The following is an 18,024-nucleotide window of genomic DNA, read 5'->3' on the forward strand; positions in this document are numbered from 1 at the left end:
CTTTGTGCCAAACGAGCACTTCTCCGGAGAGCGTTTCACGTACCTCCACCGTTGTTCTGGCTTCAGTACGGAAGTCATAGGGATTAGCAAACGTATAAATTTTTCCGTTGTATGAAAGTGTATTTCCGTGCCCTAACTGACGGTACTCACGAATGGTAAACACATGGTCTACATTCACAGACGGATCCAGCTTCCTATACGCCGATTCCGCCTTTTTAGGCTTAACGGCAAATTTGCGATTATGCTTTTGAACTAGGCTTGGCAGTACGACGTTTGCCTCTTCCAGCGTGTTTACACCGAGCAGCCGCAGTTCGATCACCAAGCGGTCTTGGAATGTCTGCCATAGCCGTTCTACCCGGCCTTTAGCCTGCGGTGTAATGGCCTTGATATGCTCGATATGTAGATCAGCCATCGCCTTGCCAAAATGGGAAAGGGGCTTCGTTTCACCGGCCAATTCCTGCTCGATCGTTAACTTCTCGTTAGGTGAGCGAAAGATCGTATGGCGATCGCTGTAAAGGCCCAGTGGTACGCCGTACTCCTTGATGCCCTGTTGCATGACAAGGGAATAGCCTTCACGACATTCCGTCGGACGGAAAACGGCGCCTACTACCGTTCCGGTCGCATCGTCAATGGCTGCATGGAGAGCGAAAGAGGGGGCTCGATCTTCCAACCAAGCATACGGTGTAGCATCGATCTGCCACAGCATCCCCGCTTGTGGTTTGCGTTCACGCGGTCGATGAGCCTTACTGCGCCTCCGTTTCTTGGATTGTTTGATTCCACGATCTAACAGAATTCTCCGTACGCTGGAAGGGCTGATGCATATCGATTCATGCTCCTCCAACAGCTCTGCAAAGTGGCAATTATTGCTCCCGTGGTATTTCTCTCTGAATAATTCAACAACTCGTTCTTTCAGTTCATCCGTTAACGCGTGTACTGGTTTTCTCCCCCGATTTTTATGTGCAAGTTCTTGTGCTCCTCCAAATCGATATTTGTTCTTGAGGCGAATAACTTGTCGTTCTGTCAAACCTAAAGCCGCCGCTCCTTCCTTATTTGTCATCCGACCGTCAAAAATCTTTTCCACCACTAATACCTTTTTCAGTTCTACTTGTGTCAATGTCATTGTCTCCTGTCCCATGGTGACATTATCTCAGAACAGTTATGACGTGACATTATCACGGACGAACAACACCGCAGCGGGTGCCCAAGGTTGAGTCGGCTGAATATTAATGTTAATATCTAAATATTATGCGCAAGCGTATCATACATAGCAGGACTTAAGGAGGCTCGATGGCTTGGACAAATATACGCTTAACAATGGGCTGAGAGTCGTGGTAGAGAAAATACCGACAGGCCGCTCGGTGGCTTTCGGCATTTGGGTCAAAACCGGATCTCGCGATGAAAATGAAACGAACAACGGTATCTCGCACTTGATTGAGCACATGCTCTTCAAAGGTACGGATAAATATTCGGCAAAGGATATTGCCGAAATTTTCGACGGTATCGGCGGCAACGTGAATGCATTCACGTCCAAGGAATATACCTGCTATTATTGCAAAGTGCTTGATGAGCATCTGCCGATGGCGGTGGAAGTATTAGCCGATATGTTCTTCCGTTCCACGTTTGACCCCGTGGAGCTGGAGAAGGAAAAAAATGTAATCTATGAAGAAATCTCCATGTATGAAGATACGCCGGACGATATGGTTCACGATTTGATTGCCAAAGCGGCTTTCGGCAACCACTCGCTCGGATATACGATCATCGGCACGCAGGACAACTTGGCGGCCATGAGTTCCGATACGCTCAAGAATTATATGAAATCCCGTTATACGATAGAGAATACGGTGGTCAGTATTGCCGGTAATGTAGATGACAACGTCGTTGAACTGATTGAACGTCATTTCGGTGAATTTTCCGTTCAAGGCGGGGACCGCATCACGCCTCCGCCAGGATTTCGCAGCGACCTTCAGTATTTTCAGAAAAAGACGGAACAAAACCATATCTGCCTTTCGTTCCCGGGTTTTTCAGCCAAGGATGATCAACTGTATGCGATGATTCTGCTGAATAATGCGATCGGCGGAGGGATGAGCTCCCGGTTGTTCCAGGAAATTCGCGAAAAGCGCGGACTTGCCTATTCCGTGTACTCTTATCATACGGCTTATCAGGATGGCGGCTTGTTCACGATTTACACCGGAACGGCTCCAAAGCAAACAGAAGAGGTGCTTAAGATTACAATGGAGCTCCTCGCTGATTTGAAAGCAAACGGCTTAACGCCGGCGGAGCTGAAAAAAGGCAAGGAACAAATGAAGGGCAGTCTCATTCTAAGTCTCGAAAGCACCAGCAGCCGTATGAACCGTCTCGGCAAGAACGAACTGATGCTGGGTAAGCATTACAGCTTGGATGAGATGATCGAGCGGATTGAAAGGGTAGAGATGGAGCACATTCAACAGCTGACGGCAAGGCTGCTTTCCGAGCCGTTCGCTTTGGCAATGGTAGGGCAAACGGATGAAGCCATCGCCGGGTTCGGGAGGGATCGCCTTGTTTAATGCATTTGAAGTTAGAATCAAGCGTCTCCCGGGCAATGAGGATATCCCGCTTCCACAGAAAATGTCTCAGCTGGCAAGCGGGTTCGATCTGTATGCCGCGGTAACCGAGCCTGTGACGCTTGAGCCGGGCGCCCGGGCACTGATTCCTACCGGTTTTGCGCTTGCCATGCCTGACGAGCTGGAGGCGCAAATCCGGCCTCGCAGCGGGCTGGCATTCAAACACGGCATTACCTCCCTCAACAGCCCCGGGACGATTGATGCGGATTACCGGGGAGAAGTGAAGGTGCTGCTGATCAATCACGGTCAGGAGCCCTTCATCATCGAGCGGAAGGAACGGATTGCGCAGATGGTTTTCCAACTGGTGCCGCAAATCCGGCTTACGGAAGTTGAAGAACTGGACGATACGGTGCGCGGTGCAGGAGGCTTCGGGCATACGGGCACAAAATAATATCATATCCCGGAAGAAGGCGTTCTCCCATTCCAAGCCACGGCTCGGAACGGGAGAACGTTTTTTTTGTTCAAGAGAAGATGCGGCAGGGGCATTAGCCGGATTTTTTCAGAGTTCCGCTGTATTCCCGGCCGGCCCCTTGGAACCCATCTTTGGACTTACGCATAAGATGTTTTATCGAAAGCGACATAGAAAGAGGTGAGATTGATGCTGACCGGGATTCATGTGGCGCTGATCGGCGGCGATGCCCGTCAGCTCGAAGTCATACACAAATGCTCCGAGCTGGATGCTACCGTAGTGCTGATCGGATTCGACAATTTGCAAAACGGGTTCAGCGGAATCACCAAGGCAGAACTGACGCCCGAGGTTCTTGAGGGAATGGATGCCGTCATTTTGCCTGCTGTAGGTACGGACGACTATGGACATGTAGAAAGTCTCTTTGCGTCAAAGGAATTGCGTATAGAGGGTAAACATATAGCGGCGCTGCCGAAGAAGGCAAAGGTATTTGCCGGCATGGCGAAGACTTACTTGCGTGAACTGTGTACCAAGGAGGGTATAGAGCTGATAGAGCTATTTGACCGGGATGATGTGGCCATATACAATTCGATACCCACCGCCGAAGGCGCCATCATGATGGCGATTCAAAATACGGATATTACGCTGCACGGTTCCGAATCGATGGTGCTTGGTTTTGGCCGGACAGGGATAACGGTAGCCAGAACACTGCAGGGCATGGGCGCCAGAGTGAGGGTTGGCGTGAATAAACCGGAATATTATGCCAGGGCCTTGGAAATGGGGATGAACCCTTTTTATACCAAGGACCTGATCACCAATGTATCTCATGTCGACTTGCTTTTCAATACCATTCCGTCGATGATTATTACGGCCCAGATTATAGCCAACATTCCTCATCGAGCCGTCATTATCGATCTGGCCTCGAAGCCGGGGGGAACGGATTTCCGTTTTGCCGAAAAACGGGGAATCAAGGCGATCCTTGCCCCCGGGCTTCCGGGCATCGTTGCGCCGAAAACGGCAGGACGCATCATTGGAGACACCATTACGCGGATTATTATGGAGGATGCAAATTCAAGGAGGAATAGGTAAAATGAATTGGCAGGGTCTTACGGTAGGTTACGCTATGACGGGCTCTCACTGCACTTTTGAAGAAGTCATGCCGCAAATTCGGCGTTTTGTGGATGCCGGAGCCAAGGTGATTCCTATTGTATCCAATACGATCATGACGACGGATACGCGATTCGGAACGTCGGAAAGTTGGCAAAAACAGTTGAAACAGATCACAGGAAATGATATTATTTCTTCAATTGTAGATGCAGAACCGCTCGGACCTTCGAAGCTGCTGGATGTACTGGTTATCGCTCCATGTACAGGCAATACGACAAGTAAATTGGCCAATGCCATGACAGAGAGCCCGGTACTGATGGCGGCGAAGGCGCAAATGCGCAACGGCCGGCCGCTGGTGCTGGCGATATCGACGAATGACGGGTTGGGCCTGAACGCGATGAATGTGGGCAAGCTGCTCATTACGAAGAATATTTATTTTGTCCCTTTCGGTCAGGACAATCCGCAAGCCAAACCGAATTCGCTTGTGGCCCGGATGGACTTGATTATGGAAACGTGCGAAGCGGCGCTTCAAGGCAAGCAGCTGCAGCCGATGCTGATTGAACGGTTTAATTACTGATCATACATTTTACTTATATCATCATAGGGGAGAGACGTACACATGTCGAATCAAAAATTGTTTAATGTCGCTGTAGTAGGTGCAACAGGTGCTGTAGGAGAACAAATTATCCGTTTGCTGGCCGAACGGAATTTCCCTATTGGTGAACTCAAGCTTCTCTCATCCGCACGGTCAGCGGGCAAGAAAATCAATTTCAAGGGTCAAGAAATTACCATTGAAGAAGCCAAGCCGGAAAGCTTCCGGAATGTGGATATCGCTTTGTTCAGCGCCGGGGGCGACGTAAGCCGCGCGCTCGTGCCGGAAGCGATCAAGCACGGAACGATCTGCGTGGATAACACCAGCGCCTTCCGGATGGACCCGGATACACCGCTAGTGGTGCCGGAAGTGAACATTGATAAGATTAATGAAAACAAGGGAGTCATCGCGAACCCGAACTGCTCGACAATCCAAATGGTGCAGGCCCTAAAGCCGTTGTACGATCGTTACGGGATTTCGCGCATTATCGTTTCCACATATCAGGCTGTATCGGGTGCAGGGGCAAGCGCGATCAGGGAAACGCTGCGCCAATCCCGTGCCGTACTCGACGGCCAGCCGGTGGAACCGCAAATTTTGCCGGTCGGATCGCTTCCGGTCAAGCATCAAATTGCGTTTAACGCCATTCCGCAAATCGATAAATTCGTAGATAACGGATTTACGTATGAAGAAATGAAAATGATCAACGAAACCAAAAAAATTATGGGCGACGAATCTCTGGAGGTTACCGCCACCTGCGTGCGCATTCCGGTCGTTTATGGACATTCGGAGTCCGTATATGTCGAATTGAAAAGCGACTTTGACGTGGAGGAAGTGAAGAATATCCTCGCTGAAGCGCCGGGAATCGTCCTGCAGGACAATCCGGCGGAGCAGCTGTATCCGCTCGCTACGGAGGCGGCAGGCAAGCTGGAGACATTCGTTGGACGTGTACGCCGCGATCTGAGCAACCCTCGGGCGCTGAACATGTGGATTGTTTCCGATAATTTATTGAAGGGCGCTGCTTGGAATGCGGTCCAAATCGCGGAATATATCGCGATCGAAAAATAATCACGGACAACTTCGGCACCAAATCGGCTTCCTGCATGATGCGGGAAGCTTGGTTTTTGCTCTATCTTTGAAAGGCTACTCAAGAAGGGGAGATCTTAATGAAGATCCTAGTGCAGAAATTCGGAGGCACGTCCCTTTCCACAGCTGAAGCCAGAGCACACGTTATCGAGCATATCCAGGACGCATTGAAGCAAGAATACAAACTAGTAGTTGTCGTATCGGCTATGGGACGCAAGGGCGAACCTTATGCAACGGATACTTTACTGGAATGGATCCGTCAGAACGGAGACCGGCTGCCTGACAGGGAACAGGATATGCTGCTCTGCTGCGGAGAGCTGATCTCGGCGGCGACCTTATGCAGCCTGTTGAACGCGGCGGGCATTCCATCGACGGTGTTGACCGGCGCGCAAGCCGGAATACGAACCAACGATACGTTTGGCAACGCTCAAATCACATCCTTGCAGCCGGGGCGTATACTTGAACTGCTCGACCAAGGAAACGTTGTCATCGTTGCCGGTTTTCAAGGCGAAACGGCTGACGGCGATTTTACGACGCTGGGACGAGGCGGAAGCGATACGTCTGCAACCGCTCTGGGCGCTGCGTTGAACGCGGAGATTGTCGATATCTTTACCGATGTGAGCGGCATATTGACGGCTGATCCGCGAATCGTTGACGACGCACAGCCCCTGTCGGTCGTCTCGTATATGGAAATATGCAATATGGCGCATCTCGGCGCCAAAGTCATTCATCCCCGAGCGGTGGAAGTAGCCATGCATGCCGGTATTCCGGTTCGTGTGCGTTCCACGTTCTCGAAGGATCCGGGTACGCTTGTCACGCATCCTGACGCGATCAAGGCTGCAACGGGAACCGTTCAAGACCGATTCGTTACAGGGATAGCCCATGTGCCGGGTATTTCACAGATTCGCGTATCGGCAAAGGAAGGCAGCTATGACCTTCAGCTGAATGTATTTAAAGCGATGGCCCGTCAACGAATCAGCGTGGATTTCATCAATGTGAATCCTTCGGGAGTAGTGTATACCGTCTTTGATCATGAGGCCAACCGGGCGGCCGATACGTTGGTGGAAATGGGGCTCAGTCCCCAAATTACGCCGAATTGCGCCAAGGTGTCGATCATCGGCGGGGGCATGAACGGCGTTCCGGGCATCATGGCACATATTGTCGAAGCGCTGACGGAGGCAGATGTGCAAATTTTGCAGTCCGCGGACTCCAATACCACCATCTGGGTGCTGGTTCAGGAGGAAGACATGGCCAGAGCCGTAAGAGCGCTGCATAAGCAGTTCAAACTATACAGAACAATGAAGTAGGAGGAGTTTTGTCGTGGATTTTGGAAGACTTATAACGGCAATGGTAACGCCTTTTGATACCGACCTGAAAGTAGATATCGCTGGGTTTGAGAAATTGATCGACTACCTTATCGACGAACAGCAAAGCGATAGCCTCGTGGTTAGCGGTACAACGGGGGAATCTCCGACGTTGACGGAGGAAGAAAAACTGGAGCTTTTCCGGACCGCGGTGAAGCATGTCAATGGTCGTTGCCCTGTTATCGCAGGCACAGGCAGCAATGATACCGCCCACTCCATCCATTTATCCAGGGAAGCGGAAAAACTCGGTGTAGATGCTCTGCTGTTGGTGGCTCCTTATTATAACCGTCCTTCTCAAGAAGGTCTGTATCAGCATTTTAAAGCGATTGCCGAGTCGGTAAACATTCCGGTCATTTTGTATAACGTTCCCGGACGTACAGGTGTGAACATCGACGCCGATACGACGATCCGCTTGTCTCATATCCCGAATATCGTTGCCACGAAGGACTGTGCGGATACGGATCAGCTGACCCAGATCGTAAGCGGAGCTGCTCCGGGTTTCCTGGTCTACAGCGGTGACGACAGTGCTGCGCTTCCGGCCATGTCGGTTGGAGCACATGGCATCGTGAGCGTAGCGAGCCATGTAGTTGGAAAAGAAATGCAAAATATGATAAGATGTTATGTACAGGGAGATGTACAGGGTGCGGCAAGACTTCACGGTCAATTGCTTCCGATATTCAGAGGATTGTTCTTCTGTCCGCATCGCGTGCCGAATCCTGCGCCGGTGAAGCATGCGCTTCAACTCAAAGGAGTATCGACGGGAGGCGTGCGTTTGCCTCTCGTGAATGTTACCGAACAAGAAGGACAATTCATTGCATCCCTGTTTGAATGAGGTCTTCGAATGAATCGGTGCCATTCCGGCATCGGTTTTCTTTTTTTTGGATACAATACGAATAACTAACGGCGGACGGCGTGATGCTGATCAGCTTGTAAATGGTTAATTTGTTCATGTATAATGGTGGCAAGTGACTGGTGCGGTATATTTTTGGTTTTAGCTCATATCTGAATCGTCGTCAATTAATTTGAGGAGGTTTATGTACTTGTCCAAGAAAAATATAGACAAATTAACGATTTTCGCCTTGGGCGGCGTAGGTGAAATCGGAAAGAACATGTATGTTGTGCAATACGCGAACGATATTGTAGTGATTGACTGCGGATTGAAATTTCCCGAAGAGGACATGCTCGGAATCGATATCGTGATTCCGGATATTTCCTACCTGACGGAAAATCGCGATAAAGTCCGGGGCATTCTGATTACCCACGGACACGAGGATCACATTGGCGGATTGCCTTACGTGCTGAAGCATTTGAATGTACCTGTTTACGGTACGAGATTGACCATGGGACTCATCGAAACGAAATTAAAAGAAGCGAGTCTGCTTGGCGAAACCAAACGAATCGTCATTACGGCCGATTCCGAATTGAAGCTGGGCTGCATGACCGCAACATTCTTCAAAACGAATCATAGTATTCCGGATTCGGTCGGGGTGTGCTTGGAGACTCCGGAAGGGAATGTTGTGCATACCGGAGACTTCAAGTTCGATCAGACACCGGTAAACGAGCAGCATGCTGATCTCCACCGGATGGCAGCCATCGGACATAAAGGCGTGCTGGCCCTGTTATCGGACAGTACGAATGCGGAACGCCCGGGCTATACCGGTTCGGAACGCAGTGTCGGGGCGGAGATTGAAGAGGTGTTCCGCAAAGCGAAGCAGCGTGTCATTATCGCAACCTTCGCGTCCAATATTCACCGGATTCAGCAGGTAATCGACGCATGCGAGAGCACTCGCCGCAAGCTCGTTGTGATCGGCCGCAGTATGGTGAATGTAGTAAGCATCGCGAGCGAGCTCGGCTATCTGCATATTCCGGACGGCATGCTGATTGAGCCGGAAGAAGTGAATAAACTCGCTTCGGACCGTGTTGCCATTCTCTCGACAGGATCTCAGGGCGAACCTATGTCAGCCCTTACACGCATGGCGCGTTCGACCCACCGGAAGGTGGACATTTTACCGGGAGACACGGTCATCATCGCGGCCACACCGATTCCGGGCAATGAACGCTATGTGGGACGTACAGTGGACGAGTTGATGCGGATCGGCGCAAATGTGATTTACGGACCGGGTTCCATCACAGGTGTGCACGTCTCGGGACACGGAAGCCAGGAAGAGCTGAAGCTGATGCTCAACATCATGCGTCCTAAATATTTCATCCCGATTCACGGGGAGTACCGCATGCTGCGTCAGCATGGGATGTTGGCGGAGTCTGTGGGCATACCGCGGGAAGATATTTTCATCGTGGACAACGGGGATACCGTGGAGATCCAAGATGGCGTGGCGCGCAAGGGCTCCAAAGTTCCGGCAGGCAACATTCTGATTGACGGACTGGGCGTGGGCGATGTAGGCAACATCGTACTGCGCGACCGCAAACTGCTCTCACAAGACGGAATTCTCGTTGTCGTGGTGACACTCAGCAAGCAGGATGGGGCGATTTTGTCCGGCCCGGATATCATTTCCCGAGGTTTCGTATACGTGCGGGAATCGGAAGGGCTGCTTGAAGAAGCGAACCGCATTGTGACCAGCACACTGCATCGCTTGATGAATGAAAATGTGAATGAGTGGGCGTCTCTCAAAACTCATGTGAAGGACGCGCTCGGACGATTTTTATATGAACAAACCAGAAGAAGACCGATGATTCTCCCTATTATTATGGAAGTCTGAAACTGTCCACCAGTCATAGCACCGTTAACTTAATAAATGTCACTTACATGAAAAAAGACCGCCTGTGTCCATCATCGACGCAGAGCGGTCTTTATGCGGTTCGGCGCATATTTTTGCGCTCCCGTATCATACTAAGGGGAGATTTTAACACTCTAGGGGGAATGTGACATGGCATTTGAAAATAATCAAGAGCAGACGCAGCCCATGACAGAAGACGCGAGAAAGAACGCTACAGTCGATGCTATTCAGCAGTTAGGACAAACGAATGTTCCAACCAACGAGTCTAATATCTTCTGCATGACGATAATTGGCCAGGTAGAGGGCCATCTTGTGCTTCCTCCGCAAAATAAAACGACAAAGTATGAGCATATCATTCCGCAGTTGGTAGCGGCGGAGCAAAATCCGAAAATCGAAGGCGTATTGATCATTCTGAACACGGTCGGCGGCGATGTGGAAGCGGGGCTTGCCATCGCGGAGATGATCGCCACCTTATCCAAACCGACGGTGACGCTGGTTCTGGGCGGCGGTCACAGCATCGGCGTTCCCATAGCCGTTTCGGCCAATTACTCCATCATTGCCGAGACGGCTACGATGACCATTCACCCCATCCGGCTGAACGGATTGGTTATCGGAGTGCCGCAAACGTTTGAATATTTGGACAAAATGCAGGAAAGGGTTATTCGTTTCGTCACACGCCACTCCAGAGTCGAGGAAGACAAATTCAAAGAGCTGATGTTCAAAACGGGGGAGCTGACCCGGGATATCGGAACGACGGTGATCGGATCGGATGCGGTCCGCTATGGTTTAATCGACGCGTTAGGCGGCGTAGGGGAAGCGATTCAAAAGCTCAACGAGATGATCGAAGAACGGCGCAGAGCCCAGGGAGGAATGGTCCAATGATTCATTATACGGTGCTTCCGCTTGAAGCAGTGATGGAAGGCATTGATCATGAGGACTTTCCAAGACCGGTTGAAATCGTCATGAATGGAGTCACGATGCAGGTGCACCCTATCAATGCCCGGCAGGCGAAGATCGTCCGTTTAATCAGCTGCAACCTGCAGGACTATTTGAACCCGCAGTATGCACCCGGAAGAATGATTGAATTTCAGCCGTTTCTGCAGGGCTAAGGATCGAATTTACATTCCTTACATTCAGCTTCACCCCAGTTTATGGTATAATGAATCCTCGGGGGGTGAGCGGTCTTGTCCAAGAAGAGGAAGAGGGGCAAAGGACTTAAAACGAATTTGAAATTTGAACTGTACGGCATATTGATTTTGACATTGTCAATCATCGCTTTATCCCGTGAGGGTTCCGTAGCCCGCGCCCTGACTTATCTGTTTCGCTTTCTGATCGGAACGTGGGACTTTGTTATACCGTTAGTGTTTATATACGCTGCCTTGTATGCGATGATGAAGCGGTCGTGGCCGGTCTGGAGGACATCCCGTAAAACGGGTCTGCTGCTGATTCTTCTTTCCCTTCTGCTGATGAGCCATATTAGTCTGTTTGCCCAGCTTTATGAAAAAGCGGAGTTTACCGCAGGTCAAATCTGGTCGCAAACATGGATCGGCATGATTGACGGACTTGAACCGACGATGCAGGGCCAGGAAATTTTGACTGCCGGGGTAGGGGGCGGGATGATCGGCGCCTTGATCTACTCCGTTCTGTACTATTTGTTTGATAATTTGGGGGCGCGGCTGATCCAGTATACGTTGTTTATTGCCGGGTTTCTGTTGGTGACAGGTATCTCGCTGGGCGATGTACTCAACCGGGTAAGAGGCCGGAAGCCTTTTGCCGATACGCTGTTAGGTCAGTATATCAAACGGAAGCTGCTGGAACGTCATCAGCGGAGGCAAGCTGTCAATAAGGTGAAGAAAAGAAAACCGGCTGTTGCTTATATTCCGGAACCGGATGAAGAATATGACGAGGAAACGTACAAGCCGGAAAAGAAAAACCGCGGGTCCGGAAAGAAGCGCGCGCTTTTCTTCGAGCTGTTAAATCCCTCCAAAGGCGGCAGCAAATCGGCTGATAAGGTGTCAGGAGGTCCGGACTCCGACCATTCTTCCGATAGCGAGGAAGAGATGGTGACCGTGTATACCAGAGCAGAGGATGAACGATCGCTTCTGCCGGGAAATGAGCCTCCTGTGGCTGAATTCAATGATCCTGCCATCCCGGTTATCCGCGATTTCCAGGAGCAGGTACAGCAGGAGACGGTGTTAGCCACGGGAACCAAGGGAGAAGGCGGCGCTTCCTCCGGCTCTAAAGCCGCAGCTCAAGAGTCGGCCGAACACGAAGGCGGAACGGAAGATTTCGATATGAAGAACAAGCCTTTGGAGATTCCCTACGAGCTTCCGTCCCTCCAGCTGTTATCCAAGCCGTCGTCAGGCAAAGGCAGCGATGCGCTCGATTACAAAGCCGTTGCCCGTAAGCTGGAGGCGACGCTGGAAAGCTTCGGCGTTAGAGCGAAAGTGCTTGAGGTGGTCCGTGGTCCGGCCGTGACCCGGTATGAAATTCAACCTGATGTCGGTGTGAAGGTGAGCCGAATCGTCAGCTTAACGGACGATATTGCGCTTGCCCTGGCTGCCAAGGACATACGGATGGAGGCGCCGATTCCGGGGAAATCCGCTATCGGGATCGAGGTGCCGAATACCGAGGTGTCCGTCGTTACGATGCGCGAGGTCATGGAGAGCCCTACGTTCCAGGATGCCGCTTCCAAATTGTCTATAACACTGGGCCGGGATATTTCTGGACAGCCGATTGTAGGCAATCTCGCGCGCATGCCGCATCTGCTCGTTGCCGGAGCTACGGGTTCGGGAAAATCGGTCTGCATCAACGGCATCATCACGAGTATATTGTATAAAGCGAAGCCGGATGAAGTTAAATTTTTGATGATTGACCCGAAAATGGTGGAGTTGAATGTGTACAATGGCATCCCGCATTTGCTGGCTCCGGTCGTTACGGATCCGAAACGGGCTTCCTTGGCGCTGAAGAAGGTTGTCGTTGAAATGGAGAAGCGGTACGAACTGTTCTCCAAGAGCGGCACGAGAAACATTGAGGGCTATAATGCGATGCTGACGGAAACCCAAACGGGAGCTCCGCTGCCGTATATTGTGGTGATCGTGGACGAGCTCGCGGATCTGATGATGGTCGCTGCCAACGACGTAGAGGATTCGATCTGCCGTCTTGCACAGATGGCTCGGGCTGCAGGGATCCATTTGATCATCGCAACCCAGCGGCCGTCCGTCGATGTCATCACGGGCGTCATTAAAGCGAATATTCCTTCACGGATTGCCTTTGGCGTTTCATCCCAGGTGGATTCCCGGACGATACTCGATTCGGTCGGAGCTGAAAAGCTGCTGGGACGCGGGGATATGCTGTATTTGCCGATGGGCGCTTCCAAGCCCGTGCGTGTGCAAGGGGCTTTCCTGTCCGATGCCGAGGTCGAGGCCGTTGTGAGCTTCGTGCGGACGCAGGGAAAAGCCGAATATGTCGAGGACATGGTGCCTCAAGTGGAAGAAAAGCAGGAAGAGCAGAATGAATTTGAGGATGAGCTGTATGATCAGGCGGTTCAGATCATCCTGGAAGCCAAGCAAGCCTCTGTTTCCCTGCTGCAGCGCCGGATGCGCGTCGGGTACACGCGTGCGGCGAGGTTAATCGATACGATGGAAGCCCGCGGGATTGTCGGTCCGTATGAAGGCAGCAAGCCTCGCGAAGTGCTTGTTTCCCTCGAGCAGTATCAGATCAACCGAATGAGCTCGTGATGAAGGTCGTACATAACACCCGGATATTACCAATTCTGCTTGAATAGAAGCTGACTCCCTTTCTCATAATAACCGTAAAAAGGTTGCCAAAATGAAGTGGGAAAGGTGAGTATGATTACAATGAATAAACGATTGGTTGTTATTACCGTTTGTTTAATTTTCGTTTTGTTTGCCGGTTTTGAACTTAAGCATCGCTATAGCACGGAGCAAACGTTCAGCAAGAACGAAATCCGTTATGGAGCTTCCTCCACTGCGGATGTGTACGAGCTTCAAGGAAGGCTTAAGTTTTTGGGCTTTTATAAAGGAAGGGTGGACGGCGATTTCGGCTATCAGACCTTAAAGGCGCTCAAGTGGTTTCAATCCGAGTTCGGGTTAAAGGTTGACGGTATCGCCGGAAGTAAAACCAAATTGAAGCTTTGGGAAGCGACGAAGGCCTGGAAGCCCAAAGCCGAGGACTTGCCTCCTTGGGTTACCGGGGGACGGCAGGGTCAAGCCTCGGGCGGAGGCGGCCAGGAGCGGGCATCCGGGGCACCGACAGGAATGACGCCCTCAACGCGTTTCGGATTGTCACAGCAGGATCTGAATATTATGGCTAACGCTGTGTACGGGGAAGCCCGCGGGGAGCCGTATATCGGCCAAGTCGCCGTAGCGGCTGTTATCTTAAACCGCGTGAAGTCTCCAAGCTTCCCCAATACCGTTTCCGGAGTCATTTTTCAACCTAGAGCATTTACCGCCGTTGACGATGGACAAATCTGGCTGACTCCAAACGATACGGCACGCAAGGCCGTTCAAGACGCGTTGAACGGCTCGGATCCTACCGACGGCTGCCTGTATTATTTCAATCCGGAGACAGCGACGTCCGCCTGGATCTGGACGCGTCCTCAAGTCAAACAAATCGGAAAACATATTTTCTGCAAATAAAGCATCAAGTAGAAGTAACCCTGCTGCGGTTGCTTCTTCTGTTTATAGAGGAATATAATGGATCATGTGAAGGAAGGCGGATGGTCGCGATCATGAGAGGAGTTGTTTCGCCATTGAAGGATACCCAATTTCAGCGAGGTACGGTGCGTAACGTACGTGTACATGTGCTCCCGACGGAGCAGTTCAAGACATTCGCGTTATCGGTGTATATCGGCAGTCCGCTTGACGAGGAGACGGTGACCCCGACAGCTTTGATACCGTTCGTTCTTCGGCGCGGCAGCAAAGCTTACCCGCAGACAAAGCAGTTCCGGGAACGGTTGGACGACATGTACGGTGCGGGCTTTGGTTTTGACATCTATAAACGCGGTGATTATCAAATGCTGCAGTTCCGAATGGATGTAATCCAGGATGAATTCGTTTCGAGCAGCCGCTCGCTGCTGGAGCAGGCGATCGAGTTTATGGGCGGCGCCATAACGGAGCCTGCGCTCGAAGGCCGCACGCTGGTCCGAAAGTATATTGAATCGGAAAAAACCACGCTGGAGAAACGGCTGCAGGCGATCGTAAACGACAAAGTCAAATATGCGGCCGAGCGCTGCATTGAAGAAATGTGCAGCGAGGAGCCTTACCGGCTGCATCCGCTGGGCAAGCTTGATGTGTTGGAATCCATCGAAGCCGAGCCGTTGACGGCGCGGTTTCACGAACTGCTGCAGAGCGCACCTATGGATGTCTATGTTGTCGGAAATACGAATCTGGAGCAAGTGCTTCCATGGATTGACCGTTATTTCTCGGTGCAGCGTTCCGCGGCTCCTTCGTACAGTCTCAGGATCGAACACAGAAATGCGGCGCAGGTCAAAGAAGTGGTTGAGCGGCTTGACGTAAGTCAGGGCAAACTGAACATGGGACTTCGCATACCGACATCCTACGCGGACGAATCTTATCCTTCTGCGCTGCTGTACAATGGTATTCTGGGCGGTTATCCGCATTCCAAGCTGTTTACGAATGTCAGGGAGAAAGCAAGCTTGGCTTACTACGCTTCCTCGCGTCTGGACGGCCATAAAGGAATCATGACGATCCAATCGGGGATTGAGATTGCAAACTATGAGAAAGCCGTTACGATCATCAGAGAGCAATTAAAAGCAATGGAAGAAGGAAAGATATCGGACTTGGAGCTCCAGCAAACCAAAGCGATGATTTCGGGCCATTTGCGCGAGCTGCAGGATTCCGCATTCGAATGGATTGCTTTTGATTTCAACAACCGTCTGTCAGGTGCGGAGCGTACGGTTCCCAAGCTGATCGAACAAGTCGAACAGACGACCCCGGAGCAAATCCGGAATATAGCGCAGAAGGTTCAGCTTGATACGATTTATTTCCTGCGCGACCGCAAGGGAGGAGAATAAATGCAGGTCATCCCTTATCCACATGTGAAAGAAACATTGTATACGGAGCAGCTTCCGAACGGACTTTCCGTTTTCATCCTGCCGAAAGAAGGCTTTCAAAAAACGTATGCTACCTTTTCCACAAAATACGGTTCTATCGATAATCACTTTCAGGTAGAAGGCGGAGAGCGGCGAAAAGTTCCTGACGGCATTGCGCATTTTCTCGAGCATAAAATGTTCGAAGAGCCGACGGGCGACATTTTTTCCGTATTTGCGGCGCAAGGAGCCTCGGCAAATGCATTTACCAGCTTTGACCGGACGGTTTATTTATTTTCTGCCACCGGACATATCAAGGAAAACTTGACTACGCTACTGAATTTTGTTCAAAATCCGTATTTTACAGATGAGAACGTGGAGAAGGAAAAGGGCATTATCGGTCAGGAAATCAATATGTATAAGGACAATCCGGACTGGCGCGTGTATTTCGGGTTAATCGAGACGATGTACCATGTCCATCCCGTGCATATAGACATCGCCGGTACGGTGGAATCGATCGGTAAAATTACCAAAGAAATGCTTTATGATTGCTACCATACCTTTTACCATCCGAGCAATATGAGCTTGTTCGTCGTTGGCAGAGTGGATCCGGAGGAAATCATGGAACTGGTAAGGCAAAACCAGGCAGCCAAATCGTTCAAAGCTCAAGGGGAAATCCACAGATATTTCGATGAGGAACCGGCCGCGGTAAAGGCGCCGCGCAAGGTGGCCGTGCTGCCCGTTTCTTTGCCTAAATGCCTCTTCGGCTGCAAGGAGCCGGATCAGCCGCTCAGAGGACGGGAGATGCTGAAGCGGGAGCTGGCGATGAAGGTCCTGCTTGATATCCTTGTGAGCCCAAGCTCGGCCATTTATCAAAAGCTGTACGACGAGCAGCTGATTTCCGACAGCTTCGGTTCGGAATACAACATAGCGGAAAACTATGCCTTTACCGTGATGGGCGGAGACACAAAGGATCCTGAGAAATTAATTTCCCGGGTCCAAGAAGAAATCGACCGTGTCAAATCGGAAGGCATCGCCGTCTCGGATTTTGACCGAAGCAAGAAGAAAAAGATCGGCGCATTCCTGAGACAGCTCAATTCACCGGAAGCGATCTCTAATGAATTTACTAAGTACCGATTTAAAGGTATTGAGCTGTTTGATATTCTGCCCGTTTACGAGGAGCTGCAGCACGCCGATGTGAACGAGCTGCTTCACAGCCATTTTGATTGGAACCGCCTTGCGGCATCCATCGTGACAAGTGATTCCAATGGAGCATAACGCGAACAAACCATTTACGGAACAAACGGTATTGATCACGGGGGCGAGCCGGGGCATCGGCGCGGCGATCGCCCGCCGTTTTGCCTCTGCGCGCTTGAATGTAGTCATTCATTATCTGCAGTCTCATGAAGCGGCTAATGAAACCGCTCGTAGCTGTATGAGCCAGGGAGCCCGCGTGCTGACGGTGACTGCCGATTTGCGGTCGCAGGAGCAGGTGGAGCGAATGAAGGAGAAGCTGCTGCATCACGGAATGATACCCGATATTCTTGTAAACAATGCAGGCGTATCGCATTACGGAATGCTCGCCGACGTAACGGAAGAGCAGTGGGACGAAATGATGGGAATCAATCTGAAAGGAACCTTTCTCATGACCCGCCAGTTTATGCCCTATATGGTATCTCAAAAATACGGCCGCATCATCAATGTATCCTCCATATGGGGCATTTCCGGGGCTTCCTGCGAGGTCGCTTATTCTACCGCCAAAGGGGGCATTAATGCCTTTACGAAAGCGCTGGCCAAGGAGCTGGCGCCATCGGGGGTTACCGTCAATGCTGTGGCTCCCGGCGCTGTGGATACACTGATGATGGCCGGGTTTGATGCCGCGGAGAAGGCTGCCATCGAAAATGAAATTCCGGCAGGCCGATTCGGTCGTCCGGACGAAATCGCTTCGCTTGTTTATTTTCTTGCTTTGCCGGAATCGGGTTATATTACCGGACAAATCATCAGCCCCAACGGCGGTTGGCTGACGTAAGCCTGCCGTATAATCCCCTTTGTTATTGCAGACAT

At 51.1% G+C, this 18,024-nt stretch carries 16 protein-coding genes; 15 read left to right on the forward strand and 1 reads right to left on the reverse strand.

Features of this window, described 5'->3' with window-relative positions; all coding sequences use genetic code 11:
* On the reverse strand, positions 1-1,114 hold a 1,114-nt coding region (locus tag EXW96_RS02235; RefSeq protein ID WP_174349765.1), incomplete at its 3' end, for an ISNCY family transposase.
* Positions 1,115-1,292: 178 nt separating this feature from the next.
* Between EXW96_RS02235 and EXW96_RS02240 the strand changes: the two genes are divergently transcribed.
* From EXW96_RS02240 to ymfI, 15 genes are all read left to right on the forward strand, one after another.
* The gene (locus EXW96_RS02240; protein ID WP_074728459.1) at positions 1,293-2,543 is read left to right on the forward strand and encodes a M16 family metallopeptidase; all 1,251 of its coding nucleotides are present in this window, start codon (positions 1,293-1,295) and stop codon (positions 2,541-2,543) included.
* A complete protein-coding gene (gene dut, locus EXW96_RS02245) occupies positions 2,536-2,991 on the forward strand; it encodes a dUTP diphosphatase (protein ID WP_256830222.1) in 456 nt (151 codons plus the stop codon). The genes EXW96_RS02240 and dut overlap by 8 nt, the downstream gene beginning before the upstream one ends.
* A gap of 207 nt (positions 2,992-3,198) precedes the next feature.
* Positions 3,199-4,095, forward strand: a complete 897-nt coding sequence (dpsA, locus tag EXW96_RS02250; protein ID WP_062408012.1) for a dipicolinate synthase subunit DpsA — start codon at positions 3,199-3,201, stop codon at positions 4,093-4,095.
* A 1-nt stretch (position 4,096) separates the two neighbouring features.
* Entirely contained in the window at positions 4,097-4,690 is a 594-nt protein-coding gene (locus EXW96_RS02255; protein WP_054818110.1) for a dipicolinate synthase subunit B, read from the forward strand.
* A gap of 42 nt (positions 4,691-4,732) precedes the next feature.
* Positions 4,733-5,770, forward strand: coding sequence for an aspartate-semialdehyde dehydrogenase (locus tag EXW96_RS02260; RefSeq protein WP_062408016.1), 1,038 nt, complete (start codon positions 4,733-4,735; stop codon positions 5,768-5,770).
* Between the two features lie 98 nt (positions 5,771-5,868).
* A complete protein-coding gene (gene dapG / locus EXW96_RS02265) occupies positions 5,869-7,095 on the forward strand; it encodes an aspartate kinase (RefSeq protein ID WP_074728461.1) in 1,227 nt (408 codons plus the stop codon).
* Between the two features lie 13 nt (positions 7,096-7,108).
* On the forward strand, positions 7,109-7,984 hold the full coding sequence (dapA, locus tag EXW96_RS02270) for a 4-hydroxy-tetrahydrodipicolinate synthase (protein ID WP_054818111.1): 876 nt from the start codon (positions 7,109-7,111) through the stop codon (positions 7,982-7,984).
* 208 nt (positions 7,985-8,192) lie between these two features.
* Positions 8,193-9,869, forward strand: a complete 1,677-nt coding sequence (locus tag EXW96_RS02275) for a ribonuclease J (protein ID WP_054818112.1) — start codon at positions 8,193-8,195, stop codon at positions 9,867-9,869.
* Positions 9,870-10,037: 168 nt separating this feature from the next.
* Positions 10,038-10,769 (forward strand): ClpP family protease, encoded by a 732-nt coding sequence (locus tag EXW96_RS02280; protein ID WP_062408020.1) that lies wholly within the window; start codon positions 10,038-10,040, stop codon positions 10,767-10,769.
* Positions 10,766-10,996, forward strand: coding sequence for a YlzJ-like family protein (locus tag EXW96_RS02285; RefSeq protein ID WP_174349766.1), 231 nt, complete (start codon positions 10,766-10,768; stop codon positions 10,994-10,996). Before EXW96_RS02280 ends, EXW96_RS02285 begins: the two co-directional genes overlap by 4 nt.
* 75 nt (positions 10,997-11,071) lie before the next feature.
* Positions 11,072-13,627, forward strand: a complete 2,556-nt coding sequence (locus EXW96_RS02290; RefSeq protein ID WP_174349767.1) for an FtsK/SpoIIIE family DNA translocase — start codon at positions 11,072-11,074, stop codon at positions 13,625-13,627.
* Positions 13,628-13,747: 120 nt separating this feature from the next.
* Positions 13,748-14,548: a spore cortex-lytic enzyme gene (sleB, locus tag EXW96_RS02295; protein ID WP_174349768.1), complete on the forward strand. Its 801-nt coding sequence runs from the start codon at positions 13,748-13,750 to the stop codon at positions 14,546-14,548.
* Positions 14,549-14,640: 92 nt separating this feature from the next.
* Positions 14,641-15,945: an EF-P 5-aminopentanol modification-associated protein YfmF gene (gene yfmF, locus EXW96_RS02300; RefSeq protein ID WP_054818156.1), complete on the forward strand. Its 1,305-nt coding sequence runs from the start codon at positions 14,641-14,643 to the stop codon at positions 15,943-15,945.
* Positions 15,946-17,238 (forward strand): EF-P 5-aminopentanol modification-associated protein YfmH, encoded by a 1,293-nt coding sequence (gene yfmH / locus EXW96_RS02305; RefSeq protein ID WP_174349769.1) that lies wholly within the window; start codon positions 15,946-15,948, stop codon positions 17,236-17,238.
* Positions 17,228-17,989, forward strand: a complete 762-nt coding sequence (gene ymfI / locus EXW96_RS02310) for an elongation factor P 5-aminopentanone reductase (protein ID WP_054818114.1) — start codon at positions 17,228-17,230, stop codon at positions 17,987-17,989. Before yfmH ends, ymfI begins: the two co-directional genes overlap by 11 nt.
* Positions 17,990-18,024: the final 35 nt, after the last annotated feature.

This window comes from Paenibacillus sp. JMULE4, from assembly GCF_013337105.1.
GTDB lineage: Bacteria > Bacillota > Bacilli > Paenibacillales > NBRC-103111 > Paenibacillus_G > Paenibacillus_G naphthalenovorans.

Bases quoted from the DNA above. Each gene is read 5' to 3' on its own strand.
- dpsA (WP_062408012.1), top strand. From the start codon at position 3,199: ATGCTGACCGGGATTCATGTGGCGCTGATCGGCGGCGATGCCCGTCAG.
- EXW96_RS02255 (WP_054818110.1), top strand. From the start codon at position 4,097: ATGAATTGGCAGGGTCTTACGGTAGGTTACGCTATGACGGGCTCTCAC.
- EXW96_RS02260 (WP_062408016.1), top strand. From the start codon at position 4,733: ATGTCGAATCAAAAATTGTTTAATGTCGCTGTAGTAGGTGCAACAGGT.
- dapG (WP_074728461.1), top strand. From the start codon at position 5,869: ATGAAGATCCTAGTGCAGAAATTCGGAGGCACGTCCCTTTCCACAGCT.
- EXW96_RS02280 (WP_062408020.1), top strand. From the start codon at position 10,038: ATGGCATTTGAAAATAATCAAGAGCAGACGCAGCCCATGACAGAAGAC.
- EXW96_RS02285 (WP_174349766.1), top strand. From the start codon at position 10,766: ATGATTCATTATACGGTGCTTCCGCTTGAAGCAGTGATGGAAGGCATT.
- sleB (WP_174349768.1), top strand. From the start codon at position 13,748: ATGAATAAACGATTGGTTGTTATTACCGTTTGTTTAATTTTCGTTTTG.
- yfmF (WP_054818156.1), top strand. From the start codon at position 14,641: ATGAGAGGAGTTGTTTCGCCATTGAAGGATACCCAATTTCAGCGAGGT.
- yfmH (WP_174349769.1), top strand. From the start codon at position 15,946: ATGCAGGTCATCCCTTATCCACATGTGAAAGAAACATTGTATACGGAG.
- ymfI (WP_054818114.1), top strand. From the start codon at position 17,228: ATGGAGCATAACGCGAACAAACCATTTACGGAACAAACGGTATTGATC.